24 protein-coding genes are annotated in these 25,159 nt (G+C 71.1%); 10 read left to right on the top strand and 14 right to left on the bottom strand.

Annotated elements, in window-relative coordinates:
• From ACFW2E_RS02430 to ACFW2E_RS02465, 8 genes are all read right to left on the bottom strand, one after another.
• The coding region (locus tag ACFW2E_RS02430; RefSeq protein WP_384460115.1) for an ABC transporter ATP-binding protein at positions 1 to 869 on the bottom strand (869 nt) is incomplete at its 3' end.
• Positions 866 to 1,939 carry a FecCD family ABC transporter permease gene (locus ACFW2E_RS02435; RefSeq protein ID WP_384460118.1) on the bottom strand — a complete coding sequence of 358 codons (1,074 nt, stop codon included), beginning with the start codon at positions 1,937 to 1,939 and terminating at the stop codon, positions 866 to 868. The genes ACFW2E_RS02435 and ACFW2E_RS02430, both read right to left, overlap by 4 nt.
• Before the next feature lie 2 nt (positions 1,940 to 1,941).
• Complete coding sequence (locus tag ACFW2E_RS02440; protein ID WP_384460120.1) at positions 1,942 to 3,009, bottom strand: ABC transporter substrate-binding protein; 1,068 nt, start codon at positions 3,007 to 3,009, stop codon at positions 1,942 to 1,944.
• A 172-nt stretch (positions 3,010 to 3,181) separates the two neighbouring features.
• Positions 3,182 to 3,796, bottom strand: a complete 615-nt coding sequence (locus tag ACFW2E_RS02445; protein ID WP_384460124.1) for a sigma-70 family RNA polymerase sigma factor — start codon at positions 3,794 to 3,796, stop codon at positions 3,182 to 3,184.
• A gap of 169 nt (positions 3,797 to 3,965) precedes the next feature.
• Entirely contained in the window at positions 3,966 to 4,643 is a 678-nt protein-coding gene (locus tag ACFW2E_RS02450; RefSeq protein WP_384460126.1) for a hypothetical protein, read from the bottom strand.
• Between the two features lie 200 nt (positions 4,644 to 4,843).
• The gene (locus ACFW2E_RS02455; protein WP_384460128.1) at positions 4,844 to 5,365 is read right to left on the bottom strand and encodes a copper chaperone PCu(A)C; all 522 of its coding nucleotides are present in this window, start codon (positions 5,363 to 5,365) and stop codon (positions 4,844 to 4,846) included.
• On the bottom strand, positions 5,362 to 7,620 hold the full coding sequence (locus ACFW2E_RS02460; protein WP_384460131.1) for a heavy metal translocating P-type ATPase: 2,259 nt from the start codon (positions 7,618 to 7,620) through the stop codon (positions 5,362 to 5,364). Before ACFW2E_RS02460 ends, ACFW2E_RS02455 begins: the two co-directional genes overlap by 4 nt.
• Positions 7,620 to 7,826: a hypothetical protein gene (locus tag ACFW2E_RS02465; protein WP_384460133.1), complete on the bottom strand. Its 207-nt coding sequence runs from the start codon at positions 7,824 to 7,826 to the stop codon at positions 7,620 to 7,622. Before ACFW2E_RS02465 ends, ACFW2E_RS02460 begins: the two co-directional genes overlap by 1 nt.
• Before the next feature lie 321 nt (positions 7,827 to 8,147).
• Between ACFW2E_RS02465 and ACFW2E_RS02470 the strand changes: the two genes are divergently transcribed.
• The 3 genes from ACFW2E_RS02470 (at position 8,148) to ACFW2E_RS02480 (ending at position 10,132) form a co-directional block, all read left to right on the top strand.
• Entirely contained in the window at positions 8,148 to 9,008 is an 861-nt protein-coding gene (locus ACFW2E_RS02470) for a maleylpyruvate isomerase family mycothiol-dependent enzyme (protein WP_384460209.1), read from the top strand.
• Between the two features lie 186 nt (positions 9,009 to 9,194).
• The gene (locus tag ACFW2E_RS02475; protein WP_384460136.1) at positions 9,195 to 9,569 is read left to right on the top strand and encodes a hypothetical protein; all 375 of its coding nucleotides are present in this window, start codon (positions 9,195 to 9,197) and stop codon (positions 9,567 to 9,569) included.
• 197 nt (positions 9,570 to 9,766) lie between these two features.
• Positions 9,767 to 10,132, top strand: coding sequence for an ArsR/SmtB family transcription factor (locus ACFW2E_RS02480; protein ID WP_384460139.1), 366 nt, complete (start codon positions 9,767 to 9,769; stop codon positions 10,130 to 10,132).
• A 34-nt stretch (positions 10,133 to 10,166) separates the two neighbouring features.
• Here ACFW2E_RS02480 and ACFW2E_RS02485 read toward each other — a convergent pair whose 3' ends face one another.
• Positions 10,167 to 10,868: a DNA polymerase beta superfamily protein gene (locus ACFW2E_RS02485; RefSeq protein ID WP_384460142.1), complete on the bottom strand. Its 702-nt coding sequence runs from the start codon at positions 10,866 to 10,868 to the stop codon at positions 10,167 to 10,169.
• Positions 10,869 to 11,111: 243 nt separating this feature from the next.
• On the opposite strand from ACFW2E_RS02485, the gene ACFW2E_RS02490 reads away from it, so the two are divergent.
• Positions 11,112 to 11,690, top strand: a complete 579-nt coding sequence (locus ACFW2E_RS02490) for a hypothetical protein (protein ID WP_384460145.1) — start codon at positions 11,112 to 11,114, stop codon at positions 11,688 to 11,690.
• A 438-nt stretch (positions 11,691 to 12,128) separates the two neighbouring features.
• On the opposite strand, the gene ACFW2E_RS02495 is transcribed toward ACFW2E_RS02490, so the two are convergent.
• Positions 12,129 to 13,283 carry an acyltransferase family protein gene (locus tag ACFW2E_RS02495; RefSeq protein WP_384460148.1) on the bottom strand — a complete coding sequence of 385 codons (1,155 nt, stop codon included), beginning with the start codon at positions 13,281 to 13,283 and terminating at the stop codon, positions 12,129 to 12,131.
• A gap of 284 nt (positions 13,284 to 13,567) precedes the next feature.
• On the bottom strand, positions 13,568 to 14,407 hold the full coding sequence (locus tag ACFW2E_RS02500; protein WP_384460151.1) for a chitosanase: 840 nt from the start codon (positions 14,405 to 14,407) through the stop codon (positions 13,568 to 13,570).
• A 169-nt stretch (positions 14,408 to 14,576) separates the two neighbouring features.
• Here ACFW2E_RS02500 and ACFW2E_RS02505 point away from each other — a divergent pair, with 169 nt between their 5' ends.
• Positions 14,577 to 14,855 carry a response regulator transcription factor gene (locus ACFW2E_RS02505; protein ID WP_384460212.1) on the top strand — a complete coding sequence of 93 codons (279 nt, stop codon included), beginning with the start codon at positions 14,577 to 14,579 and terminating at the stop codon, positions 14,853 to 14,855.
• A gap of 162 nt (positions 14,856 to 15,017) precedes the next feature.
• Complete coding sequence (locus ACFW2E_RS02510; RefSeq protein WP_384460154.1) at positions 15,018 to 15,935, top strand: SGNH/GDSL hydrolase family protein; 918 nt, start codon at positions 15,018 to 15,020, stop codon at positions 15,933 to 15,935.
• Between the two features lie 571 nt (positions 15,936 to 16,506).
• Here the strand turns inward: ACFW2E_RS02510 and ACFW2E_RS02515 are convergent.
• The gene (locus tag ACFW2E_RS02515) at positions 16,507 to 16,986 is read right to left on the bottom strand and encodes a MarR family winged helix-turn-helix transcriptional regulator (protein ID WP_384460157.1); all 480 of its coding nucleotides are present in this window, start codon (positions 16,984 to 16,986) and stop codon (positions 16,507 to 16,509) included.
• Between the two features lie 93 nt (positions 16,987 to 17,079).
• Here ACFW2E_RS02515 and ACFW2E_RS02520 point away from each other — a divergent pair, with 93 nt between their 5' ends.
• Entirely contained in the window at positions 17,080 to 19,224 is a 2,145-nt protein-coding gene (locus ACFW2E_RS02520) for an MMPL family transporter (RefSeq protein ID WP_384460160.1), read from the top strand.
• A 364-nt stretch (positions 19,225 to 19,588) separates the two neighbouring features.
• Positions 19,589 to 20,203, top strand: a complete 615-nt coding sequence (locus tag ACFW2E_RS02525; RefSeq protein ID WP_384460163.1) for a hypothetical protein — start codon at positions 19,589 to 19,591, stop codon at positions 20,201 to 20,203.
• Between the two features lie 166 nt (positions 20,204 to 20,369).
• Here the strand turns inward: ACFW2E_RS02525 and ACFW2E_RS02530 are convergent, their stop codons facing one another.
• On the bottom strand, positions 20,370 to 21,167 hold the full coding sequence (locus ACFW2E_RS02530) for a GntR family transcriptional regulator (RefSeq protein ID WP_384460166.1): 798 nt from the start codon (positions 21,165 to 21,167) through the stop codon (positions 20,370 to 20,372).
• A gap of 667 nt (positions 21,168 to 21,834) precedes the next feature.
• Between ACFW2E_RS02530 and ACFW2E_RS02535 the strand changes: the two genes are divergently transcribed.
• Entirely contained in the window at positions 21,835 to 23,268 is a 1,434-nt protein-coding gene (locus ACFW2E_RS02535) for a cellulose binding domain-containing protein (RefSeq protein WP_384460170.1), read from the top strand.
• 116 nt (positions 23,269 to 23,384) lie between these two features.
• Here ACFW2E_RS02535 and ACFW2E_RS02540 read toward each other — a convergent pair whose 3' ends face one another.
• Positions 23,385 to 23,984 carry a lytic transglycosylase domain-containing protein gene (locus ACFW2E_RS02540; protein ID WP_384460173.1) on the bottom strand — a complete coding sequence of 200 codons (600 nt, stop codon included), beginning with the start codon at positions 23,982 to 23,984 and terminating at the stop codon, positions 23,385 to 23,387.
• Between the two features lie 229 nt (positions 23,985 to 24,213).
• Here ACFW2E_RS02540 and ACFW2E_RS02545 point away from each other — a divergent pair, with 229 nt between their 5' ends.
• Entirely contained in the window at positions 24,214 to 25,113 is a 900-nt protein-coding gene (locus ACFW2E_RS02545) for an NAD-dependent protein deacetylase (RefSeq protein WP_384460176.1), read from the top strand.
• Positions 25,114 to 25,159 lie beyond the last annotated feature (46 nt).

The raw sequence follows: 25,159 nt of genomic DNA on the forward strand, positions 1-25,159 counted from the left end.
GCGGGCGTGGGGGCGGGGCGGCCCCCCCCGGGCGGGGGGGGGGCCCCCGGGGCGCCCCCCCCGCGCGGGGCGCGCGCGGCGGGGCGGGGGGCGGGCCCCGGCCGCCCCCGGTGGTCGAAGGCGATCAGCGGGTCGCCGGTGAGCGGGTGGCCGACGACGGCAGCCCGGACCCCGAACACCTCTGCCAGCAGCCCTGGTGTGAGCACCTCGCGGGGCGGGCCGGAGGACACCACCTGACCCTCGTGCAGCACGTGCAGCCGGTCGCAGACGGACGCGGCCGCGTTCAGGTCGTGCAGCGACACCAGGGTCGTACGGCGCTGGGCGCGCAGCAGGGCGAGCAGGTCCACCTGATGGCGGATGTCGAGGTGATTCGTCGGCTCGTCCAGGACGAGGACGTCCGGGTCCTGGGCGAACGCGCGGGCCAGCAGGACGCGTTGGCGTTCACCGCCGGACAGGGCCGTGAACCGGCGGCCGGCCTGCCCGTCCATGCCGACGTCCGCCAGAGCGCGGGTGACGATGTCCCGGTCGGAGCCGTCCTCCGCGGCGAAGGGCCGCTTGTAGGGCGTACGGCCCATGGCGACGACCTCACGGACGGTCAGCTCGAAGTCACTCCCCCGCTCCTGCGGAAGCGCGGCCACATGCCGCGCCGACTGGACCGGGGTCAGTTCGCGCAGGTCCGTGCCGGACAGCAGCACCCGCCCGGCCGTCGGCCTCAAGTGCCGGTAGACCGTGCGCAGAAGCGTGGACTTGCCGCTCCCGTTCGGGCCGACGAGTCCCGTGATCTCGCCCTCGGCCGCCACCAGACGGGCGCCCGCCACGACCGTGCGACCGGCGTAGGCGATGTCCAGATCCTCGATGTCGATCCTCAACTGCCGCTCCCCAGACGCCGGTCCAGCAGATACAGCAGGGCCGGAGCCCCGAGGAGTGAGGTGACGACCCCGACCGGCAGCTCCTGCGCGTCCATGGCCGTACGGCAGACGATGTCCACGACGACCAGCAACACCGCGCCGAACAGCGCGGAGACCGGCAGGAGCCGTCGATGGTCCCCGCCGACGACGAGGCGGCAGGCGTGCGGCACCATCAACGCGACGAACGCGATCGCACCCGACACCGCGACGAGAACACCGGTCAGCACGCTGGTGACCGTGAACAGCTCACGGCGCAGACGGGTGACGTCGACGCCGAGCCCCGCAGCGGTCTCGTCGCCCATGAGCAGGGCGTTCAGGCCGCGGGCGCGTGCCTGCAGCCACAGCAGGGCGACGGGTACGGCGATGGCGGGGACCGCGAGGAGCTGCCAGTTCGCCCCGCTGAGGCTGCCCATGAGCCAGAACAGCACGCTGTGCGTCTGCTGCTCGTCCCCGGCCTGGAGCACCAGGTAGCTGGTGAAGCCCGACAGGAACTGGCCGATGGCGACCCCGGCCAGCACCAGCCGGAGCGGGGCGAATCCCCCGCCGCGCCGGGCCACCGCCCAGACGAGCGCGAAGGTGACCAGGGCTCCGGCGAAGGCGGCGCCGGACAGGCTGAGTCCGAGTGCTCCACCCGAGCCGAGTCCCAGCACGATGGCGGCGACCGCGCCGAGTGAGGCGCCGTTGGAGATGCCCAGCAGATAGGGGTCGGCCAGCGGATTGCGCACCAGCGCCTGTACCGCCGTACCGACGACGCCGAGCCCGGCGCCGACCAGGACTGCCAACAGGGCGCGTGGCAGGCGCAGTTGCCAGACGATGAGGTCGTTCGTGCCGGGGCGTTGTGCCTCCCCCGAGAGCCGCCGCCAGACCACGTTCCACACCTCGCCGGGTGGGATGGACGTCGAGCCCCGGGCCACGGCCGCCGTCGTCGCGGCCAGCAGCCCCACTGCCAGGACCGCGGACAGCGGGCCCGCGGGCAGGCTGCCGCGGGATTCCGCGGCCGTGGTCCTGCGGCGTACCGGCGTGCGGGCCACGATCAGCCGACCTTGCCCGGGTGGAGGGTCCTGGCGATCGCCTCGACCGTGTCGGCGTTCTCCACCCCGGCGATGGTGGTCCGTTCGGAGCCGATCCGCAGGAAGTGGTTCTTTTTCACCGCCGCCAGGCCCTTGGTGGCGGCGTTGGACTTCAGCCACCGCTCGGCCTCGTCGAATGCCTCCTTGTTCGCGGCCTCGCTGCCCCGGTCGCGCACACCCAGCTGGATCCAGTCGGGGTTCCTGGAGATCACGTCCTCCCAGCCGACCTGCTTGTGGTCGCCGTCGCAGTCGGTGAAGACGTTGCGGGCTCCGGCCAGGGTGATCACGGCGTTGGCGACCTGGCGGTTGCAGATGACGGTGGGCTGCTTGGTCCCGGCGTCGTAGTCGAAGAGGAAGTAGGTCGGCAGCTCGCTCTCGGCAGTGCCGCCGATCGCCTTCTGGACGGCGGCGACCTTCCTCCTCATCCCGGCCACGATCTCCCCGGCCCGCTTGTTCGTGCCGGTGACCGCGCCGAGCGAGGTGATGTCGGCTTCGACCGCGGACAGGTCGGTCACCGGGCTCCTGCCCTGCGCCGCGCAGGCGGTGGACTTCAGGTAGATGTGCTTGATCCCGGCCGCCTTGAACTCCTCCGGCGTCGGCGCGTCCCCCGTGCCGCCGCCCATGCCTCCCATGGAGCCGAAGGTGTCGATGTACAGGTCGGCGCCGGAGGCGAGCAGTTTCTCCTTCGGGATCACGCTCCGGCCCAGCACCGGCACCTTCCGGGCCTGGGTGTCCAGGGCGGTGGGCAGGGTGCCCTTGCCGGGCGGGAATCCGGTGCCGATCACCTTGTCGCCGGCGCCGAGCCGGAGCAGCAGCTCCAGGCTGGAGGCGTTGCTGGTGACGATCCTCTCCGGGGCGGCGGAGAACGTGGTGGCGGCTCCCGCGCAGTCGGTGACGGACACCGGGTAGGCGCCGGAGGCGGCCGTTGTGGCGTCGGCGTCCGCCGTTTCCCTGCCGCCGCCTCCGCAACCGGCCACCAGCAGGCTGCCGCACACGACGGCCGCCGTGCCGGCCCACACGCGAGAACGCATCGAAGAACTCCTGGATCTACTCGGCACACGGGTGAACTTCGATCACCCGGTCCAGTAGTCGGGGCGAACACGCCCTGAGTTCCCGCTCATTGCCAGTCCGGTTCGCAGGAACGGCTTCCGCCACCGCGGTGCCGGTGCGGGGGCCGGGGCGGCCGGCCCCCACACCACCGGGTCAGGCCGCCACCACGGCGGGACCGTCCGGCTCGTCCAGCAGGTCCATCAGCGTCGCGCGCGCACGGGCCACGCGCGAACGGACCGTGCCGACGGGGCAGTCACTGACCTCGGCCGCCTCCGCGTAGGGCAGGCCGAGCAGTTGGGTGAGAACGAACGCGTCCCGGCGTTCTTCCGGCAGCGACGCCAGCAGATCGAGCAGTGCGATGCCGTCGTCGAAGCCCGGCAGGTTCAGCGGCTGGGCCAGCTCCACGGCCACCTGCCAGTCCGGTACGTCGGACAGGCGCGGCCGGGTGGCGGCGTACCGATAGCTGTCGATCACCGCGCGGCGCGCGATGGAGAGCAGCCAGGTGCGCGCCGAGGAGCGGCCCTCGAAGCGGTGCAGGCTGCCGAGCGCCCGCAGGAACGTGTCCTGCGCCAGGTCGTCGACCGCCTGCGGGTCGGCACAGAGGTGGGCGACATAGCGCTGGACGTCGCGGTGCAGGGCGCGCACGAATCGCTCCACGGCATCCGTGTCACCGCCCCGGGCGGCGAGCGCCCACGCGGTTATCGATTCGTCGGGTGCTCCGGTCCTGTCGCCTTTGGGGCGTGAGGTGGGCAGGGCGGGGATGGTCACCTGGTGTCCTTCTCGGTCATCCGTGATCCGGACCGGTGGCGCGCGTGCGCGCGGACGGTCCGGTGAGTGGGGAGACGGCCTGCGCGACTGCCGCGCTACGGCTCCTGCGCGGGCGTACGGCCGTGGCCCGGGGCGCGCACGCGCGCGGTCCCCGGGAATCCAGCTGTCCTCAGACGACAGCGGTCCCCGTGGGCGGTCCCCGAGAGGTGATGGAGTCGGCGAGAAGGAGGCGCCGCGGCGCCCGTTCCGAGCGGGGGCGCCGGATCCCGAGGCGCGGACGTTCGGGGGTGACGGGCAGGGCGAGCAGCAGCCGCAGGGGTGCCGCCAGCCGGCCGGCCACGGCCCGCAGGATGCGGAACGCGGCCCTCTCGCCGTACGCCAGCCACAGGCCGCACAGCAGCGCTGCCAGCAGGTGGGCGGCGAGCATGCCCCATGGGGCGGTGGCGCCCATCCCGTGTCCCACGTGGGTCGCGCCGGGATGCCCCATGCCCGTGGAGCTCGTGGTGCCGGCGGCATGCATGGAGCTCATCGGCATCGAGCCCATGTCCATGGAGTCCATGGCGCTCATACCGGCCGAGTCCGCACCGTCCGGTGCGGACTGGGCGAGCGAGAAGGCCGCGTGCAGCACGGTCTGGGCGGCTACCACCACGGCCACGATCGACGGCAGGCCGCGCTCACGGCCCGCCAGGCACCAGCCCGCCCCGGCGGTCACGGCCACGCCCGCGGCCAGCGCCCAGCCGGGAACGTCGCTGCCGGACATCAGGACGTGGCCCAGGGCAGCGAGCAGCACGCACACGGCCGCGAAGACCGCGGCCCGTACCGTGCGAGAACACCACCCTGCTGTCATGGCGCCTCATCCTCGCATCCGGGCGTCGGTCGTCATGCGGGGGTACGGAAGACCACAGGGGACCACGCCCAAGACGCGGGGTGGTATCCAGCCCACGCCAACAAGCGGGAACCGGCCAGGAGTTCGGGCCGACCTCCGGTGGAGAGAGAAGGTGCGGGGGCCCGCCGCCCAGCGGTTGCGGCCGGAGCGGCGGCGGACGCTCACAGAGCCCGGTCGCCCGGACGGATCACGACCGCGACGGTCTCCACCGTTCCGCTGTGCTCGAAGCGCAGTGTGAACGGCACGAGATCGCCCGTCCGCCATCCGGCCCCGGCGCGAAGGGTCACGTCCACGCCGTGCGAGGACATGGTCAGTTCGCCGCCGGCCGGGACGGTGGCCGAGGACAGGCCGGCCTTGTAGGCGGTTCCGCTCCTGGTGGCGAGGTGGCGGCTGAGGGTGATGTCGCCGCGCGCCGCCGGGGAGGTCACCTCGACCAGCCGGTCGTCCGCGCCGCCGAGGTTGGCGACGTCGAAGAACGCGGCGGTCTCCGTGCTGTTGCCGTACGGCAGGAAGACCCAGCCGGACGGGACGGAGATCCGGGCCGGGCTGCCCGCCTGCCCGGCCCGTACCCAGGTCGTCAGGCCGCTCAGGGCGAGGCTGCACGCGGCCACCGGCACGATCGCGGCGAGCAGCGTGTCGGTCAGCCGGCGCCGGGTCGGCCGCCAGGGGTTCCGCGTGCTCATCGGGTACGCCTCCAAGCGGGCGAGGGCTGCCAGGCGCGCAGGCGCAGGCTGTTGCCGACCACCACCAGGGAACTGACCGACATGGCGGCTGCGGCGAGCATCGGGGCCAGCAGTCCGACCATGGCGAGCGGGACGGTCACGGCGTTGTAGCCGAAGGCCCATACGAGATTGGCGCGAACCGTGCCCAGGGTTCGGCGGGCGAGACGGACCGCGTCCGCCAGGGCCTCGATGTCGCCGCGCACCAGCGTCACGTCGGCGGCTCCGACGGCGACGTCGGTGCCGCTGCCCATGGCGATGCCGAGGTCGGCACCGGCCAGCGCCGCCGCGTCGTTCACACCGTCGCCGACGACCGCGACGCGGTGGCCCTGTCGTCGCAAGTCCCCCACGAGACCGGCCTTGTCCTCGGGGGTGCAACGCGCGTGCACCTCGTCGATCCCCAGGGCGGCGGCGACGGTCTGGGCGGACGCCTCGCGGTCGCCGGTGGCGAGCACCGGCCGCACTCCCAGGCGGCGCAACCGGTCCACGGCCCGGTAACCGCCGGGCCGTAGCACGTCGCCGACCTCGATCAGACCTTCGGCCACACCGTCGACCCACACCAGCACCGGCGTGCGGGCGGCGGCGTCGGCCACGGACAGCGCCTCCGTCAGCGAGGCCGGCAACTCGCTGGCCGGGGAACGCACTTCGACCAGCCGACCCTCCACGCGAGCGCTGACCCCTCGTCCGGGTGCGGAGTTGAAGCCGCTCACCTCGGGCGGCGCCTCCCCGGGCCGCGCCATGCGGCGGGCGTACGCGGCGACGGCCCGCCCCACCGGGTGCTCCGATCCCTGCTCGACGGCGCCCGCCAGCCGCAGCACGGCCTCCTTCCCCAGTCCGTCGGGCACGACCGTCACCCGGACGACGCTCATGTGGCCGGAGGTGAGGGTGCCGGTCTTGTCCAGCACGACGACGCCGATGTGCCGAAGCCCCTCGAGGGACTGTGGTCCGCCGACGAGAACGCCCAGCTCGGCACCCCGCCCGATGGCGGCCATCAGCGCGGTCGGCGTGGCCAGTCCGAGCGCGCACGGGCAGGCCACGACCAGGACGGCGACGCACGAGGTGACGGCCGCCTGCGGATCCGCGCCCGCGCCGAGCCAGAACCCGAGCGCCGTGACCGCCAGTGCCAGCACGACGGGCACGAAGACGCCCGCGACTGTGTCGGCCAACCGCTGCGCCCGTGCCTTCCCCGTCTGCGCCTCGGTGACCAGCCGGGTGATCCTGGCCAGCCGGGTGTCCGCCCCGACGGCGGTGGCGCGCACCAGCAGCAGCCCGCCGGCGTTGACGGCCCCGCCGACCACGGCCGAGCCGGGCCCGGCCTCGACCGGCTCGCTCTCCCCGGTGACCAGGGACAGATCCACCGCCGAGCCGCCTTCCACCACGTCGCCGTCGGTGGCGATCCGTTCGCCGGGCCGTACGACGAAGAGCTGTCCCACCTCCAGCCGCTCGATGGGGACGAGTCGTTCGGTACCGCCTTCGCGCACCGACACCTCCTTGGCACCGAGCAGGGCGAGCGACCGCAGCGCAGCGCCGGTCCCGCGCCTGGCCCGCGCCTCCAGGAACCGCCCCGCCAGCACGAACAGCGGTACGCCGACGGTCGCTTCCAGATAGACGTGCGTGGTGCCCCCCGACGCCGAGGGCACCAGGCTGAACGGCATCCTCATTCCCGGCTCACCGGCTCCACCGAGGAAGAGCGCGTACGCCGACCAGCAGAACGACGCCACCACACCCAGCGACACCAGCGTGTCCATGGTCGCCGCGGCATGACGCAGCCCGCGCAGCGCGCGCAGATGGAACGGCCCCGCACCCCACACCGCGACCGGCGCGGCGAGCACGAGGCACAGCCACTGCCAGTTCCGGAACTGCAGGCCGGGTGCCATCGACAGAACGAGCACCGGTACGGCGAGCAGCGCGGTGACGAGCAGCCGGTCCCGCTCCCGCCGCACGTCCTCGGCGCCCTCGTCCTCCTGGCTCCGTCGCGCCTCGGGCGGCGCGGGGAGAGCGGCCGTGCCCCCCGCGCTCTCGACGGCGGCGACGAGTTCCTCCGGCGCCGTGTCCGCCGGATGGCTCACCCGGGCCCGGCCGGTGGCCAGATCGACGGTGGCCGTGACCCCGTCCAGCCTGCCGAGTTTCTTCTCGACACGCCTCACGCAGGCGGCGCAGGTCATGCCGCCGACGGTCAGGTCGGTCGTGACCAGGACGGCCACGGAGTCCACGCCCATCAGTGGCTTCCCCCGTGCCCGTCCCCCATGTCCATGCCCCCGGTCCCACCGCTGCCGTCGCCTCCGCCACCACGGCTGGTTCCGGTGCCGTGCATACCGGGAGCCACGGGTCCGGCCGCGGCGCCCACCGCGTACGACACCGTGAACAGCAGGGCCAGCATCAGCAGGAACCCGCACAGGGCGGGCGGGGGTGTCGGCTTCCGCAAGCCCCCGTTGGGGCCGGGTTGCCCTGGCTGGTCGATCAACCGCGTCTCCAGATCATGTCCGCACGTCTGCGCGCCTGTACGTCCGTACGGCATCGACGGGATCGAGCCGTACCGCTTCAGGAGTCGGGGCGACCGCCGGACGAGTTCCCCGGTGGGGATGTGGCGCGCGTCATGCGAAGCTCGACGTTCTTCGCTCCCCGGCGGCCGATCAGCTCCGAGGCCACCGAGCGCGCTCCTCGTCGATGTGGGCCGGGTCTTGTCGTGCGTCCCCTCGTCTGGTTGGGTACCCCCGCCACCTGCGCAAAGGGCGCGGCGGACAGGATGGGAGCGGCAGGCGTGCATCCGACGGCACGGCAGGAGACCAGGGGGCCCCTGCCCGAGGGACTCGGACAGGCGATACGTGAGACCGGCGACGACATCGCCGGACTGCTCCGGGGCGCGCCCGACACCGCGATTCCCGTACCGCGATCCGAGTGGACGCTGGGCGAGGCGGCCGCCCACCTGGCCCTGGCCAACGAGCTGATGGCCGACCTCGCGGCCGGGCGTCGGCGGCCGTACGGCGACGGCACGCCACAGAGTCTGGCCGCGGCCAACGAGGAGTCTCTCGCCGCCTTCGCGGAGCGCCGGGCGGAGCCGCTGGCGGCGGTGATCGCCGACCAGGCCAACGCCTTCCTGGACAACGTGGCCTCGGCCGCGACCGACCAGACCGGCGGCACCGCCGACGAGCCCCCGCTCGTCACGCCTCTGGGCCCCATGAACAGGGCGCTCCTCGGGTCGTACCTGCTGACCCACATGCTGGGCCACGGCTACGACCTGGCTCGTGCGCTGAACCGGCCGCACATGATCGACCGCAACCGGGTCGAGCTGTGCATGCCGTTCATGCTCTCGGTGATGCCACGCGTCACGAACACGGCGGCGACCGCCGGGCTCACGGCCCGCTACGCCGTCCGTCTCAAGGGCGGTACGGCGTTCGGCGTCGCCCTGGCCGACGGCGCGGTGACGGTGACTCCCGGACCTCTCGAACGTCCGGACTGCACCATCCTCATCGACCCCGTCACTTTCCTCCTCGTCGCACTGGGCCGTTGCAACCCCTGGTCGGCGATCGCTCAGGGAAAGATCGTCACCTGGGGACGCAAACCCTGGCTCGCGCCTCGCTTCCCGAATCTGTTCACCGCGCCCTGATCATCGATCACCGATCGAAGCCAATCACCCAGTGATAAAAGTCCGTCGCCGCGCGTAACAAACGAGGCATCGGACATCACTCCTGGAGACACCCCCCTCAGGCCGCGCCCGCCTGTCTACGGTGCAACCACCGGGCGGGCCGGCAGTGCGCCGGACCGCCGCAGCCGACAATCAAGGGGAGGCACGATGGCCAGCGTGGAAGTGTCGCTAAAAGAGGTGATGGCCTCGGTCGAGGGGGCACTCGGGACGGCGCTCGTCGACTACACCAGCGGGATGGCCCTGGGCACCCTCGGTGGGAGCAAGGACCTGGACCTGAACATCGCCGCGGCCGGCAACACCGACGTCATCCGCGCGAAGGTACGCACGATGGACCAGTTGGGGCTGAAGAGCGAGATCGAGGACATCCTGATCACACTGGAGGGCCAGTACCACCTCATCCGCCTGGTCACCGGGCGGAACGGCAACGGCCTGTTCCTCTACCTCGTTCTCGACAAGGCCCGGTCGAATCTCGCGATGGCCCGGCACCAACTGAAGCGCGTCGAGGAGCAACTCGAGGTCTGACCGGCCGAAGACCGGGCCCATGCATGCCCAGAATGTGAAGACTTCTTCAAGTCACTAGATCAGCAAGACCCCAACTCGTGCATGCGCGTGGTCCCGGACGACAAGGATCGGCTTCGAAGGGCAGGTCACGCGGCGGTGCCTTCGAGGTGCCGCCGCGTGACCGGCGACCACTCCGACGCGCCAGGGAGCGAACGCGCATGCAAGTCCCCCTCTACCAGGCCAAGGCGGAGTTCTTCCGCATGCTCGGCCACCCTGTGCGCATCAGGGTCCTCGAACTGCTTCAGCACGGCCCCGTCCCCGTGCGGGACCTGCTGGCGGACATCGAGATCGAACCGTCCAGTCTCTCCCAGCAGTTGGCGGTCCTGAGACGTTCGGGCATCGTCGTGTCGACCAGGGAGGGCTCCACGGTCCTCTACGCACTGGCCGGCGGCGATGTCGCCGATCTGCTCGCCGCGGCCCGCCGCATCCTCACCGAACTGCTCGCGGGCCGCAACGAACTGCTGGCGGCCCTGCAACAGGCCCCCGCGTCACCGCCACCGGCGACGACCAGCGGTCACCGGTGACGGCCCGCAGCGCAGCGCACGGGCCACGCCGTGGTCAGCTCCCCGCGGTTTCCGCCGTGTACAGGTGGGCGCGCACACGGCGCAGCCAGGATTCGGCGGCCGCCTCGTCCGGCCGCTCAGGAAGCACGGGGGCGGTCTCGTCGAACGCGCTCTCGTAGGCCCGGAGCACGGGCAGCGCCGCGGCCACGTCGGCGGCCACTCGCTCGCCGAAGTCGTGGTACTCCTGCGGGTCCTCGACCCTGAGGGTCAGCCGGCCGGTGGCGTACAGCTCCAGGCCCTGGTGGCACAACCGCTTCAGGTGTCTGGCGTGCTTGGCGGTGCGTCTGCGTCCGTCCTCGCTGACCGGTCCGGCATCGCGGGCCTCCAGGCGCCGGAACTGCTGCGTGGCATAGCCGAGGTAGGCGTCCCGGACACGCTTCGCGCACAGCAGCGAGGACCGTATGCCGATCAGCTCGTCCCCGAGCGGGGTCCGCACCTCGTACAGTTCGTCCGGCAGCCACACCAGCTCGGTCGCGGTCGGATTGCCGCCGAGGGCGAGACGGCACCACTTCGCCACTTCGTGCAGGGTGCGGTCCGGGCGGGTGGTGACGTGCGATTCCTTCGGCCGGTGCAGGCCGTGCAGTTCCACGGTGGGCACGGCGTAGACGCCGAGCCGGTCGATGTCGGAGCCCTCATGGGCCAGTCCGTATGCGGTTGAGCCGACGATCCCGGACAGGACGATGTTCTGGACGGTCACGGGCGGCCGCCTTCCTTGTGCTGGGTGACGCGGGCGCGCGCGACCGGCCACACGGACCGAACCGCGGGTGTGGCGTGCGCGGGGAACCCGGTGCTTCGCGGCTCCATTGTCATGACCTGCGAGGTCGCGGTCACCTGGATATTCGCCGGCCCCGGAGCGGGCTCCCGCGGCCGGCCGGGGCGCGGGTCCCACATGAGTACGAGAACTCATGACGGCCGCCGCGAGGCCGGGGAGGATCGGAGCATGACGACGATCAAGTCAACGCGGTTCCGGCGGGGGATGCTGCCGATGACGTTGCTGGCGGTGCTGGCAGCGGGGTGCGGAACGCACCGGGCGGGCGACGGCACCGGCGCGGACGGGCCACCCCGTACCGGCAAGTCGGCATCGAGCACGAGGGCCGACTTCCCGTGCCCCGGCGAGAGCCCCAGCCCCATACCGTCGCCGACCGCGGCCACCTCGGGCCCGGCCGCGCCGCCCACCGACCACTACGCCGAGAACCACGGCTTCATGGTTCCCTTCCCGCTGCACGGGCAGAGGCGGTGCGACGGGCTCACCGCCGTCGAGCACATCAAGACCGCGCTCGAACCGCTGCGGGAGCGCGGCGACTTCGACCCGGAGAGCACCCGCACGGCACTCGTCCGGCTCGGTTACCCGGACGAGACGGTGCGGTCGTACCAGAACGGTCCCACCGGTGTCGGCTTCCTCGTCGACACCTATCCCCTGTGCCTCGAAGGTGAGATGAACCGCGCCTCCACCCAGGCCGACGCCTTCGGCGACTACCCCGACCACTCCGGCTGTGACCAGCCCTCCGGCGGTCACTGACCCGTCAATTCTGGCGTATATACGCCATATAGGATGAACTCGTGCACATGGCGGGGAATGCCCGGATATACGCATGCGGAATCCGGATCCCGCCGATCCACCCGCCATCGGCGGCCATCCCCCGCCGGCGCGGCTCGGCGAGGGCGGCAAGAGGCAGGTCTTCCTCTCCCGGACGCCGTCGGGCCGTCCGCCGGCCCTGCAGACCGTGCGGCCCGAGTTCGGTGCCGACCCGGCCTTCGAGGAGCGGCGGCGACCACCAGCAAGCCCTCCGGCCCGTCCGCCGGGGTGGTCCGTGTGCGCGGCAACGTCCACACCCTGGTCAGGACCGGCGCCGACACCCTCGCCCTCGCCGACGAGGGAAGCCGGACGGCCGGCTCACCGCCCCGTCCGACGCGCACGTCACGACCGGCGGCCGGAACCGGCCTCCCACGTGACCCGTCAGTCGGTTGCCTTGGCGGCCCGGGTCTCACAGGTGCCGCGCGGAGCGGGTCTGGGCAGCAGCAGACGTCTCGCGGGTCGTTCCACCGCCTCGTACAGGACCCAGGACAGGCCGAGGGAGACCGTGAAGGTGCCGGCGGTGACGGCCAGGCCGACGAGCAGGTCGAAGTGGGGGCGGACACCGAGCAGACCGATGGCGGACCGCAGGACCAGCAGGTGGGCCATGTAGAAGGCGAACGAGAGTTCTCCCAGCCGCACCAGCCGCCGGTGGCGCCACAGCGAGGGCAGGCCGTTCAGGTCCGCCACGGTCACCGCCGGGATGAGCAGGGCGAAGCCCGCGATGGTGCATGCGGTGGCCGGGTATCCGACGGTGACCTGCGGAACGAGGAAGTATCCGATGATCGCCAGGGCCAGGGAGGCTTCCGTCCCGGGTCCGCGCCACCGGTCCAGGATGACCAGGCGCGCGATGGCCGCGCCGAGGACGAACTCGGGCAGACGGGCGGCGGGGAAGGAACTGATCGGCTGACTGGCCCAGTGGTGCGCCTCGGCCCAGGCCAGGACCAGCACGGCAAGCGCCGAGGCTCCGGCCAGTGCCGCCGACCCGCGGGGACCGAGCCGGCGCAGCAGGAGTGCCAGCAGCGGAAAGACGGCGTAGAAGAACGCCTCGCAGGCCAGCGACCAGCTGACCGGGTCCAGCGTCTGCCACCACGGGCGCCACCAGGAGTGCACCAGCAGCAGATTGGCCAGGGCCTGGGCCAGGGTGGGCTTCGGCAGACGGGTCAGCGTGTACGCCATGAGCAGCGCGATCGCGGCGGTGACCAGGTGGACGGGGTAGACGCGGGCGATACGGCGGCGCCAGAAGGCGATCGCGCGGTCGTTCGGCCGCGCGGACCAGGTGAGCACGAACCCGGACAGGATGAAGAAGAACGAGACGCCGGCACCACCGGCCCCCAGTCCCCAGGTCACGATGCGGCCGGCGGTGCCTCCGAAGTAGCCGAAGTTGTTCACGTGCAGTCCGAAGACCAGCAGCGCGGCCACCCATCTCAGTCCGGTGAGGGACGGCAGCGCGGGCGCCGGGGCGGACGCGGGTCTCTTGGCGGCGTTCGGGGTGGCACTGGTGGACGGTGTCCGGGACACTTCGGTCGCCGTCGTCATCGCGTCACCTGCCGGGGGATGTTCGTGCGGGGCATGAAAGGGAACGTTGCCCGTTCGCTTCCGTTCATTCCGGCGTTTTGCGAAACATCACACCCCTGCCGACGAACATCGTCCGCACGCCTGGCCCGCACCGGAGAACCCACCCGAACAGCCGATCGGGAACGGGCGCAAAATTGTACGAACGCGAAGCGCCGACCGCGGCGCCGGAGCGGGCGAGGCGCCGACGCGTCCCGAAGGCGGTTCGGGCTACGCCGGCACCTCACACCCGGCTCACACCTTCGCGGTCAGCTGATGTGATAACTGTCTCCGTACACTTTCCAGTCCAGCGGCGGGTTGAGGTCGAGGTTGCCCTTGCGCAGGAAGACGCGCTGTTCGGTGTCGACCCTGCTGGTGTCGCTGTGGGCCTCCTCCTGCTTCATGGCCCACACCCGGGCGTCGAGGAAGGCGTTGAGATACGTCGTCTCGTCGCCTCCCTGGGCCGGCGGCTTGGCCTTGCGCAGGGCCCGCTTGCGGATGTTGCTGAAACTCGTGGGGTCGTCGCCGTCGCCGTGCATGACGATGGCGTCGTAGTACGTGAACTGGCCGAGCGCGCGCAGCCCGTCGGCCTTGCCCCGGCGCACCGCGGGGTTGAAGTAGACGCGGTCGCGCTCGTCGTTCTGGGCCTGCTGGAACGCCGTGTCCTGGGCGGCCTTGCGCCAGTCCTTGGGGAAGTCCGGATCGAGTCCGTCGTGCGAGTCGCTTCCGTTGACCCGGCGCAGTGCCGGAAGGTACTTGGCGAGGGCGTTGCCGGGCTTCCGGTCTGTGTAGAGCTGGACGAGGTCGAGCATGTCGCCGGTGCCGGAACAGAAACCGATGATGCCGGCGGTGTAGCCGCGGCCGTCGCCTATGTCCTCGATGTACTTGTACTGCGCCTTCCAGTCGAGCGAGGAGTTCTCCGCGCTCGACACGAGTTTCATGGCGATCTCCTTCTTCGCCGGATCGTCGAGGCCCGGGGCGGCCGCGGACACCGCCGAGGCGCGTGGCGTGGCCAGGAGAGCGCCGAGGGTCAGGGCGCCGGTCAGGGCGACGAAGCTCCTCCGGGAGGTACCGGAGGGGGTTGCTGCTTCACGGTCTAGGTGCACCACAGGGGCTCCAACTGAAAGTGGGGGGTGGCTAGTTGCTTCGTACTGTTCTGATAGGAAGGTTTCCTATCAGACGCTCGACGGGAACCCCTGGGCGGCAAGTTCGTAGGATCGAACAGGAAGAAGTCGTGACGCAAAGGGCCGAGCCGGAGTGTTCCGCGTGGACACCCGGGTGCGGACCGGTGACCGGCGCCTCGCACCATTCGAACATCACCTGCCGGCGGCCCGATGCCTCCGGGCGGGGGAGGCGGAGGCTGCTCACGCGCTCACGCCGCAGGAGTTCCCGGTGGCACGGACCCTCGGCCAGGGCCTGAGCCGTGTCGAGGCCGCCGCGTCCCGGTTCCTGTCCCACCAGACGATCGAGGCTCGTCTCACCGGCATACAGAGCAAGTTGGGGGTGAGGTCGCGCGCCGACCTGGCCCGCCGTCCGGCGCGCGGGCTCGTGGGGTGATACGCACCGGTGCCCGGCGTTCACCCCACACCCTTCCCGTGCGGCTTCTCGCTTCCCGCCTCTGGCCCCCGGGACATACCGAACGGTATACAGACGTGGTCGAACGCGCGAGTGGCTCGATGCCGGCTCCGCGCGACGTTCCGGCCCAGGGGGAGGACTCTCATGGTGAACGACACACATCCGGGCGAAGCTGCGAGACGCCGGCGCTGGCCGGTCGCGGTGGGGGCGGCACTCGGTGGCTGCACCCTCGTCGCCGCGTCCGCCGTACCGGCCGCCGCACACGGATCCGGACACGGACGCGACACGCACTACGTATCGCTCGGGGACTCCTACACCTCGGGCCCCGCCATCCCGCAGCAGGTCGACGCCAACTGCGCGCGCTCCGACCACAATTATCCCTCGGTCGTGGCCGCGGACAAGGATGTGACCACGTTCAAGGACGTGAGCTGCGCCGGAGCCACCACCGCGGAGATGTGGAAGGCACAGGGCACCAACGGTCCCCAACTGGACGTGGTGCGGAAGGACACGGATCTGGTGACGGTCCAGATCGGCGGCAATGACGTCGGTTTCGGATCCATCATCGGTACGTGCGCGCGGGTCGGCGCCCAGGACCCCACCGGGAACCCCTGCCAGCGCTACTACGACTCCTCCGGGTTCGACCAGTTGATCCTGAACATCGCGCAGACCGCGCCGAAGGTCGATCGTGTGCTGCGCGCCGTGCACGCCAGGGCGCCGCACGCCCGGCTGCTCGTCGTCGGCTACCCGGACCTGCTGCCCGACGACGGCAGCGGCTGCGCCCCCTCGGTGCCCTTCGCGGCGAAGGACTTCCCCTATCTTCGGGACACCGAGAAGCGGCTGAACCTCATGCTCCGCCTGGTCGCCGCATGGAACCACGCGGAGTACGTCGACACCTACGGCCCCACCGTCGGCCACGACATGTGCAAGGCCCCCGCCGACCGCTGGATCGAACCCCTGCAGCCGGCCTCGCCCGCAGCCCCCGCGCATCCCAACGCCAAGGGTGAACAGGCCATGGCCGATGCCGTACTCGACCGCCTGGAAGAGGGACGCGGACGCGACTGAACGTCGTGGCGCCGTAGCACCCCCGAAGGCCGGCCTTGCGCTGGACACCGGTCACCGGTCACCGGACCGAAGTCCAGCGGCCGGGCCGGCACGTCGGCCGGACCGAGTGAGCGCGGCTCGCCACCCGGTCCCCGAGATCGCTCAGCCACGTCGGAGGCACCGGTTCTGGACGACACGCTCGTAACCTGGAGCCTCTGGAGCACCGCCATGCGGCGGACTTGACCGTCGCGGCAGAGGAGGAGGACCGAAGCTCGTACCGGTTCCCGTGGGTGCCTGCGGCAGCCGAGGCCGAGGAATACCCCGATGCCCGACTCGCCCGTGCCGCCGCCGGAGGGCCGGCTCCCTACGCGCAGGTGGAGCGAGAGTCGGACGAGCGATCGGGGCCACGGCCTACTGGGATCCGCGGCTGTGCCCGGCGGGCGGCGCCCTGTGCGCCGTCGAGGTCGGCTTCACCCGTGGCATGCCTCGGCCTGAAGACCGACGCGCTCGGCAGCGGTTCCCCGGCCGCCATCGAGGCAGTGGGCGTCCGGGCCGCCGTCCTTTGGGCCCGGAACGGCCCAGGCAAGCAGCCTCAATGCTCTTGAGCCAGTTCGCGGTTGAGCGTTCGGAGGAACTCCGCGATCGTCTCGAGCTGCTCGGGTGTGAAACGCTGCCGGGCCGCCTCGGTACTGCGTGCGAGTGGGCTGAAGTACCTGCGAGCGAGTGCACGGGCAGCCGGGTTGTAGTGCAGGTGCACCACTCTGCGGTCCGTGTCGTCCCTGGTACGGCTGATGTGGCCGGCGCGTTCCAGGCGGTCGAGACAGGCGCTGACGGCTCCCGAGGTGAGGTTGAGGCGCTCACGCAGCCGTGAGGGAGTCATGGGCCGCCCGTCGGTGACCGAGGCGTCCAGGATGGCGGCCAGGGCGTGCACGTCCGTGGCGTGCAGCTGATGGGCCTGGGCGAAGGTGTGGGCGATGCGGTTGAACTCGCTGTTCAGCGTGCGCAACAGGACGGCGTAGGCCTGAAGGTCACTGGCGGCGCCCTCGGGGCTCTCCGTGCTGTCGTGCTCCATGCCCCTAGGATATTATCTCTGATATCTCTCAATCATTGAGATACTTTGGGATTGAGTTAGTTGTTGTCCGCCCGCGCCCTCCACGGGGAGTCGATGAACATCGCGCAACGATCAGCACGCCGGCTGGTCCCTCTGCTTCTTGTGGTCGTCTGGCTCGGCCTGGGCGGAGCGCTCGGCTCCTACGCGGGCAGGCTCGGCGACGTGTCGACCAACGACCGGGCCGCCTTCCTGCCGCAAAGCGCCGAGTCCACGAAGGTCGTCGACCAGCAGAAGCTCTTCGACCAGCGGGAGACCCTCCCCGCCATCGTCATCTGGACCGCCGGGGAAGGCGCTGGTGTCACCCCGGCCCAGCAGACCGCCGCCAACCGGGTGCTGGGGTCGCTGGCTCACGCGCACGGTGTGGAGGGCAAGCCCTCACCGGCGCTGCGCTCGAGGGACGGCGAGGCGCTGGAGGGCGTGATACCTCTTCGTCCGGACCTGGGCAAGCAACTCACCCACACGCTCGACGAGGTGAAGCGGGCCGCCGCCGGCGTAGCCGGTACGCGCGTGCAGATCGCCGGCCCGGCAGCGACGCAGGCCGATCTCACGGACGCCTTTTCCGGCATCGACGGGATTCTGCTGGGCGTGGCCCTGGCGACGGTTCTGATCATCCTGCTGCTCGTCTACCGCAGCGTGCTCCTTCCCTTCACGATCATCCTCAGTGCGGTGTTCGCGCTCGGTGTCGCCTGCGCGATCGTGTACGTGCTCGCCGACCATGGCATCGTCCGCGTCGACGGTCAGGTCCAGGGCATCCTGTCCATCCTGGTGATCGGTGCGGCCACCGACTACGCCCTGCTGCTGACCGCCCGTTTCCGCGAGGAACTCACCCACCGCACCGATCGCACCGCCGCATGCTGGGCCGCGCTGCGTGGCTCCCTGGGAGCGATCACGGCCAGCGCCGCGACCGTCGCCCTGGGGCTGCTCGCCCTGCTGATCAGCGACCTCACGAACAATCAGGCACTGGGACCCGTCGGGGCGATCGGCATCGTCTGTGCCGTACTGACCACGGTGACCTTCCTGCCCGCAGTGCTCGCTCTCCTGGGCCGCGCCGCCTTCTGGCCGGCCAAACCCGTGCCCGCCGACGCGGACACCGGCGGGCACGGGCTGTGGCGGCGCGTGGCGCGCTGGGTCGACACCCGGCCCCGGCTGCTGTGGCTGGGAACCCTTGCCGTACTCGTCGCAGGTGCGGCCTTCTTTCCCGCCCTTCGGTCGAAGGGCGTGCCACTGGACGAACTGTTCGTCAACGACGCCCCTTCCGTCTCGGCGCAGCAAACCCTCAGCAGGCATTTCCCCGGCGGTTCCGGCCAGCCAGTAGTGATCATCGCCGATGCCGCACAGCGCGCCCAGGTGACACGAACGGCGGCCGCGACCCCCGGTGTGGCCGGAGCGCAGGCCGTCAGTGCCTCCGGTCGGCCGGGCGGAACCCCGCTCACGGTGGACGGCCGCGTCCGCATCGACGCCGTTCTGACCGACGCCCCCGACAGTGACCGGGCGAAGCAGACCGTGCAACGCCTGCGGGACGGACTGCGGACAACCGGCGCGGACGCACTCGTCGGCGGCTACACCGCACAGCAGTACGACACCCAGCGCACAGCCCAGCACGATCGGACCCTGATCGCCCCCGTCGTACTGGCGATCATCCTGGTCATCCTCGTCGTACTCCTGCGCTCCGTGCTGCTGCCCGTCCTGCTCGTCGCGACCGTCGCGCTCAACTACCTGGCGACGCTCGGCATCGCCGGCCTGGTGTTCCGGCACGGCTTCGGTTTCTCCGGCACCGACGCCTCGGTGCCGCTCTACGGATTCGTCTTCCTCGTCGCCCTCGGCGTCGACTACAACATCTTCCTCATGTCACGCGTACGCGAGGAAACCCTGCGTCTCGGCACTCGCCAGGGCGTGCTGCGCGGACTGATCGCCACCGGAGGAGTCATCACCTCCGCGGGGGTCGTCCTGGCGGCGACCTTCGCGGCGCTCATCGTGATCCCCCTCGCCTTCCTCGCCCAGATCGCCTTCATCGTCGCCTTCGGCGTCCTGCTCGACACCATCGTCGTACGGTCCTTGCTGGTACCCGCCCTGGTACGGGACATCGGACCGCCCGTCTGGTGGCCCAACCGCCACCGGCACGGCACCGACGATCAACCAGCGGTGCGAGATGAGCGGCCGCTGCAGACGGCAACCGGCCATCCAACGGAGGACGGCTGAGGACGGCTAGGGCATCGATCGGCTCACTCGAGGCGTCTCTGCCGTGGCCACGTACTCGCCGCCGGCACGGCGGGATCGCAGACGGCAGCCAAGGTGCCCGCGGTGCGGTCGCCGCTTCGCTGCGCAGGTCGTGACGTGCCCGGCCGCGACGCGACCCCGGCGGCTGACCTTCGCGAACCTCGTCTCATGGGCAGTACGAACAGGCTGTGCCTGTCACTGGACGCGGTTGACCGCCGCGCGGCGATGAAAGGCAGAAGGCCCGTACGTCCACATTCGCTTCTGGTCGTTCCTGCGCAGCCACGGGGTGCCGGGCCGGCGCCGGATTCGAGGTGCGCCGCGGGCGGTCCTGCGGCATCATCCGTGGGTGATCACCGTCCAGCCCGTACTCGAGATCCCTCCGTATGAGGGATTCGACCTCTGGCCGATCGCAGGAGTCGCGCCCTACAGCTTCCTGCCGCTCAGCGGTGCGCTGACACCGAACGAGGTCGGCACAGCGGTGATGGCGCTGGCCTCCTGCAATGACATCGATCCCGGAGACGACCGTCCGCCTCGGCCCGACGACCGGCTCGGCAGCTTCCTTCATGGCCTGCTGACGTCGGACCCGCTGTTTGCCTCGGGCGGCTTTCAGGTGACCGACACCTCAACCGGCACGCGTCTGGTGCCAGGCTGCTGCAACGGGCTGGAGGACCGAGGCGACTGGTGGGAAGTCCTCGACAACGAGGACATCGCCGTCGGGTTCGGTCACAACCCCTCCCCCACCGCCGAACGCAGGGGTGCCACCGTCCGCCTGACCGTCGACGGGGACACGGACGGCAGCCCGTGCATCGACCTGCCCGCAGGCGAACTTCGCCACCTGCTGGAAGGCGCGGAGCGCGAACTGGCCGACTTCCTCCGTCTGGCCACGCTCTGGACCGCCGGGCACCTCCCGGATCACTCGGAGCGCGTCAACAGGGCACTTCAACGGGCCCTCACCTCGTAATACATGCTGCCTGGTGCGCGGCCGCGGACGGTCGTGCGCGTCTGCTTGGGTCAGCACCGCGGCCCTCGACTGTGGCCTCCGGCTGATGCTCATCGCGTCCGCGTGCTGAAGCGGCAATGCGGCGGCCGTGTATTCGCAAGGCTGGGGCCACCTCCTCGAGACACCGTCAACCCCGCCCGCTGATCCGGTTCGGTAGTCCCGGTATGTGGCCGGTGGGTGGTGTGGGCTCGTGGGTGGCGGCCGGTCCCAGGGCCAGGCGGGAGACGATGCGGTAGCGGTCGCCGCGGTACAAGGAGTGGACGTATTCGACCGGTCTTTTGCCGGTGTCGCAGGTGAGGCGCTCGAAGAGCAGGGCGGGTGACAGGTGCGGGACGGTGAGGAGTCCGGCTTCGGCCTGGCTGACGACCGTGGGTTCGATCGTCTGGGTGGCTTCGCCGACCTGGACTCCGTGGCGGTCGCGGAGGTGTTCGTAAAGGTCTCCGGACTCGAGTTCCTCGGCGGTGAGTGCGGGCACGAGGGCCGCGGGGATGTGCAGGTGCTCGATGGCCATCGGGGCGCCGTCGACGAGCCGTAGCCGGGCCACGTAGACGATGTCGGCCGCGGGTGACAGGTGCAGTTTGCGTCCCACCCGGGCACCGGCCGCGATGGTGGTGAATTCCAGCAGTCGGCTCGACCAGGTGCCGGATGCCTGTGGGAGGACGGCTGCGTGGTGGTCGGAGACGAGTTCCTGCGTGATCTTCGCGGGTGCCACGAACATCCCGCGGCCGTGTTCGCGCACCAGCAGGCCCGCCGCGACGAGTTCGCCGACGGCCGCCCGCAGTGTCGGCCGGGAGACGTGCAGGGTGGCGCACAGGGAACGCTCGGACGGGATGGCGTCACCCGGGTTGAGGGATTCGATCAGTTCGAGGATGTGATCCCTGACGCGTTCGCGTTTCAGGACGGCTCCCGATTCGTCAGCGTTCATGTGCCGTCCCCGCCCCACCGTGGGGGCCATTGGCCCTTACCACTGGTCGCGTACTGGTCAGGTGCAGTCTAGCCACTTCGCGTCCCGTACGGGGAAGCCCGTGGGGTGCCGGACCACGCCAAAAGGCAATATGCCATGAGGGGTTGACGCCTCTATTGGTCTATGCCACCTTCAACGACCAGGAAGAGGTGACTTTACCAGTTGCCCAACTGGTCAAGTCTCCAAGTGCCCTACGGCCGGGGGCGTCCGCGAAGCTCCGCATGCTCACAGGCACACCCGCAGGGGTGGTGGACGCTGCCCCGGCACCGCGTCACCCCTGGTTTCACCGCCGGCCCGGCCCAGGGCCGGCAGCTCCCTCGCTCCCCCACGCGACCTCCGGAGACAGGTGTGAGCCCGCAGCATTCCTCGCCCGCGTCCCGACCTGCGAAAGCCCGGTCAGGGCCGGCCGCTTCACCCTCGATGCCGACACCGGCCCGAGCGTCGGCGCGGAACCGGGAACCGCGGCGTCTGATGCCGTGCGTCCTGTTCGCACCGCCGTACAGCGTCTGCGGGGCACGCTGCGCACACGGCACGCCCACGGTCGGTCGCCGCCCGCGAGCCGCACCACAGCCCCGCCCCGCCCCGCACGGAACACGCCGCAGATCAGCCCCCGTTCGGAAGGACCCCCATGAAACCCCGAACTGTCCCCAGCAGATGGCGCGTGGCGGTAGCCGCAGCCGTGGCAATGGCCGCCGGGACTTCCGGTCTCGTCGCTCTGTCCGGCACGGCCGGCGCCGTCGGCGAACCGGTGACTGTCCAGTACCGAACCAGCGCCACCGGCGCGACGGCGGACCAGGCGGAACCCTGGTTCAAGGTCAAGAACACCGGGGCCGCCGCCATCCAGCTGTCGGACGTCAAGGTGCGCTACTACTTCAAGGCCGACGCCGGCAGCGCCGGTTACCGCTTCGCCTGTTCCTGGGCGGTGAAGGGGTGCGCCAACGTCACCGGCACCTTCGGCACTCCGGCCCACCCCACAGCCACTGCCGACCGCTATCTCGACATCGGCTTCACCTCGGGCGCGGGCAGCCTCGCTCCCGGCTCCGACACCGGGGACATGCAACTGCGCTTCTACCGCTCCGACTGGCAGCCGCTCAACCAGAGCGACGACTACTCCTTCGGCGCCTCCCAGACTTCGTACGCGAACTGGCCCAAGGTCACCGCCCAGTGGTCCGGCAGCACGGTATGGGGCACGGCACCCGAGGGCAACGATCCGTCCGATCCTCCCACCGACCCGCCGACCGACCCTCCTGCCGGAGGACAGAGCCTGTTCGACGACTTCAACTACACCAGCTCCAGCGATCCGAAGCTCTCGGCGAACGGCTGGAACGTGCGCAGCAATGCGGGCGGGCCGGGCGTGCCCGGCGCCGCCTGGTCCCCGGAGGACGTCACCTTCGCCACCACCGGCGGCAACTCCGCGATGAACCTGCGGACTTCGACAGCGGGCACGGCGGAGAGCACCAAGCAGACCGAAGTCCTCACCAAGGCGACGAAGTTCAGGAACGGCACCTACGCCGCCCGGGTGAAGTTCGCCGACACGCCGGTGTCCGGTCCCGACGGGGACCACCTCGTGCAGACCTTCTTCACCATCAACGACCTCACGGCGCCCATGGCGGACGACTACTCGGAATACGACTTCGAGTACCTGCCCAACGGCGGCTGGGGTGAGTCCTCCGGCATCCTCTACACGACGTCCTGGGAGACCTACAACCCCGACCCGTGGCAGGCCGTCAACCAGCACACCGAGTCCCGGCAGAGCTACGACGGCTGGCACGATCTGGTGCTGACCATCGACAACAGCAGCATCAAGTACTACATCGACGGACAGCTCTTCGGCAGCCACGACGCCGCCTACCTGCCCGAACGCCCCATGTCCATCAACTTCAACCAGTGGCTGATCGACCTCACGGGCCAGACCAGCACCACCCCCCGCGCCTACGACGAGCAGGTCGACTACGTCCTCCACGTCAAGGACCAGGTCCTGACCCCCGCTCAGGTGTCCGCCAAGGTGAACGCCTACCGCACAGCGGGCACCGCCTTCGAGGACACCGTCCCCACCAGTTAGCACGCGCCCACGGGCGGCAGGGCGCCACGCCTCTGAGAAACCGGCGTGAGGACGGCACCGCTCTGCCGCCCGCATACGATCCGGACGCGTGGGAGCGGGTCCCGTACACGTGGGGCTCAACCAGCCACGGCGTCGCGCGGCCCGCCGCCGTCCGCCAGGACCGCGGCGGCCCGGCTCCGGTAGCCCCGGAAACGGCGCAGGTACGACCGTGCCATCGGGCCCGGCGGGACACCCCGGGCGAACGCCCGCATGTTGCGTTCGCCCGCGTTGTAGCCCAGAGCGAGGAGTTCGTCACGGGTGTAGCGACGCGCGTGCCGCTCCGGAAGGCTCCGGTCGAGGTCCTTCAGGTGCAAGGCCGCCACACGGATGGCGAACGCGGGATCGTCACGAAGGTCCTGCCACCGCCCCGGCAGGCCGTGGGCCCGCCGGACCTGCTCGAACGTCGCACGGTGCATGTTGGCCACTCCGAAGGACGCCCCGGGCTTCCACCACTGCCACAGCCGCTCCAGCAGCGGATGGTGCGGCTTGTAAGCCTCGTTGTGGAGCACGGTCATCACCAGCAGGGGCGGCACTTTGGCCTCCCCGGCGCTGAGCACCACACACGCGGCGTAGTCGGCCGGATCGTAGCCGCCGGGCCGCAACGGCGGTGTCTGGGCGCCACCGGCGTCCACCGTACGGGCCCGTCGCTTCGGCGCCGGCGTCGATCGGTCCGCCATCCGCACCCACCTCCCCCCTCCTGCCGCCCGGCCGCCCCGCGGCAAGGCCTCCACCATCCTGGATGCGTGTGCCCGCGCGGCCCGGCCTCAATCCGATGCCGAACCTCTTGTCCCGGCCGGCCGGTAGACGGCCAGCACATGACCACATCCGGCCGGCGGGGTCATCGACGCCGACAGGGTCATCGACGGGGGCATCAGTTCGTGGCGGCCTGTTTCGTACCCTGATGGCATGCGCATGCGCCCCACTCTCAGCTGGACCCCTGCCGAGGACCTGCCGCCGGGCACCACGGACCTCGAGCCGGTCGCCGACGCGCTGAGCGCCGGCGGTGTGCTGGTGCTCAGCGGGGCGGGCATCTCCACGGAATCGGGAATCCCCGACTACCGGGGCGAGGGCGGGAGCCTGAGCCGGCACACCCCGATGACCTACCAGGACTTCACCGCCAGCGCCCAGGCCCGGCGCCGGTACTGGGCGCGCAGCCACCTCGGCTGGCGCACCTTCGGCCGGGCCCGCCCCAACGCCGGGCACCGCGCCGTGGCCGCTTTCGGACGGCGGGGCCTGCTCTCGGGCGTGATCACCCAGAACGTCGACGGCCTGCACCAGGCGGCCGGCAGCGGGAGTGTCGTGGAGCTCCACGGAAGCCTGGACCGGGTCGTCTGCCTTTCCTGCGGCGCCTTCAGCCCGCGTCGCGAACTCGCCCAGCGGCTGGAGGCGGCCAATCCGGGCTTCGAGCCGGTGGCCGCGGGCATCAACCCGGACGGGGACGCCGACCTCACCGACACACAGGTCGGGGACTTCCGTGTCGTGCCCTGCGCCGTCTGCGGCGGCATCCTCAAACCGGACGTGGTGTTCTTCGGCGAAGCCGTTCCGCCGCGGCGGGTCGAGCACTGTCGCGAGCTGGTCCGTGAAGCGACCTCACTGCTGGTCCTGGGATCCTCACTGACGGTGATGTCCGGACTCCGGTTCGTCCGGCAGGCGGCCCAGGCGGCGAAGCCGGTACTGATCGTCAACCGGGACCCGACCAGGGGCGACCGGCACGCCCTGACCCGGGTCGCACTCCCCCTGGGAACAGCCCTCACCACCGTGGCCGACCGACTGGGTATCCCCGTCGACGGCCGGGCGGCGGACTGAAACACGCCTGCCCGGATCGGCGGCGCGGCCCACCGGCCGCCGGGCT

The organism is Streptomyces sp. NPDC058964 (genome assembly GCF_042741275.1).
GTDB lineage: Bacteria > Actinomycetota > Actinomycetes > Streptomycetales > Streptomycetaceae > Streptomyces.

Excerpts from the sequence above, each read along its gene's own strand:
- ACFW2E_RS02495 (WP_384460148.1), bottom strand. The coding sequence starts at position 13,283 with ATGACGACGGCGACCGAAGTGTCCCGGACACCGTCCACCAGTGCCACC.
- ACFW2E_RS02510 (WP_384460154.1), top strand. The coding sequence starts at position 15,018 with ATGGTGAACGACACACATCCGGGCGAAGCTGCGAGACGCCGGCGCTGG.
- ACFW2E_RS02490 (WP_384460145.1), top strand. The coding sequence starts at position 11,112 with ATGACGACGATCAAGTCAACGCGGTTCCGGCGGGGGATGCTGCCGATG.
- ACFW2E_RS02440 (WP_384460120.1), bottom strand. The coding sequence starts at position 3,009 with ATGCGTTCTCGCGTGTGGGCCGGCACGGCGGCCGTCGTGTGCGGCAGC.
- ACFW2E_RS02530 (WP_384460166.1), bottom strand. The coding sequence starts at position 21,167 with ATGAACGCTGACGAATCGGGAGCCGTCCTGAAACGCGAACGCGTCAGG.
- ACFW2E_RS02450 (WP_384460126.1), bottom strand. The coding sequence starts at position 4,643 with ATGACAGCAGGGTGGTGTTCTCGCACGGTACGGGCCGCGGTCTTCGCG.
- ACFW2E_RS02540 (WP_384460173.1), bottom strand. The coding sequence starts at position 23,984 with ATGGCGGACCGATCGACGCCGGCGCCGAAGCGACGGGCCCGTACGGTG.
- ACFW2E_RS02520 (WP_384460160.1), top strand. The coding sequence starts at position 17,080 with ATGAACATCGCGCAACGATCAGCACGCCGGCTGGTCCCTCTGCTTCTT.
- ACFW2E_RS02480 (WP_384460139.1), top strand. The coding sequence starts at position 9,767 with ATGCAAGTCCCCCTCTACCAGGCCAAGGCGGAGTTCTTCCGCATGCTC.
- ACFW2E_RS02535 (WP_384460170.1), top strand. The coding sequence starts at position 21,835 with ATGAAACCCCGAACTGTCCCCAGCAGATGGCGCGTGGCGGTAGCCGCA.
- ACFW2E_RS02545 (WP_384460176.1), top strand. The coding sequence starts at position 24,214 with ATGCGCATGCGCCCCACTCTCAGCTGGACCCCTGCCGAGGACCTGCCG.
- ACFW2E_RS02455 (WP_384460128.1), bottom strand. The coding sequence starts at position 5,365 with ATGAGCACGCGGAACCCCTGGCGGCCGACCCGGCGCCGGCTGACCGAC.
- ACFW2E_RS02475 (WP_384460136.1), top strand. The coding sequence starts at position 9,195 with ATGGCCAGCGTGGAAGTGTCGCTAAAAGAGGTGATGGCCTCGGTCGAG.
- ACFW2E_RS02515 (WP_384460157.1), bottom strand. The coding sequence starts at position 16,986 with ATGGAGCACGACAGCACGGAGAGCCCCGAGGGCGCCGCCAGTGACCTT.
- ACFW2E_RS02460 (WP_384460131.1), bottom strand. The coding sequence starts at position 7,620 with ATGGGCGTGGACTCCGTGGCCGTCCTGGTCACGACCGACCTGACCGTC.
- ACFW2E_RS02470 (WP_384460209.1), top strand. The coding sequence starts at position 8,148 with ATGGGAGCGGCAGGCGTGCATCCGACGGCACGGCAGGAGACCAGGGGG.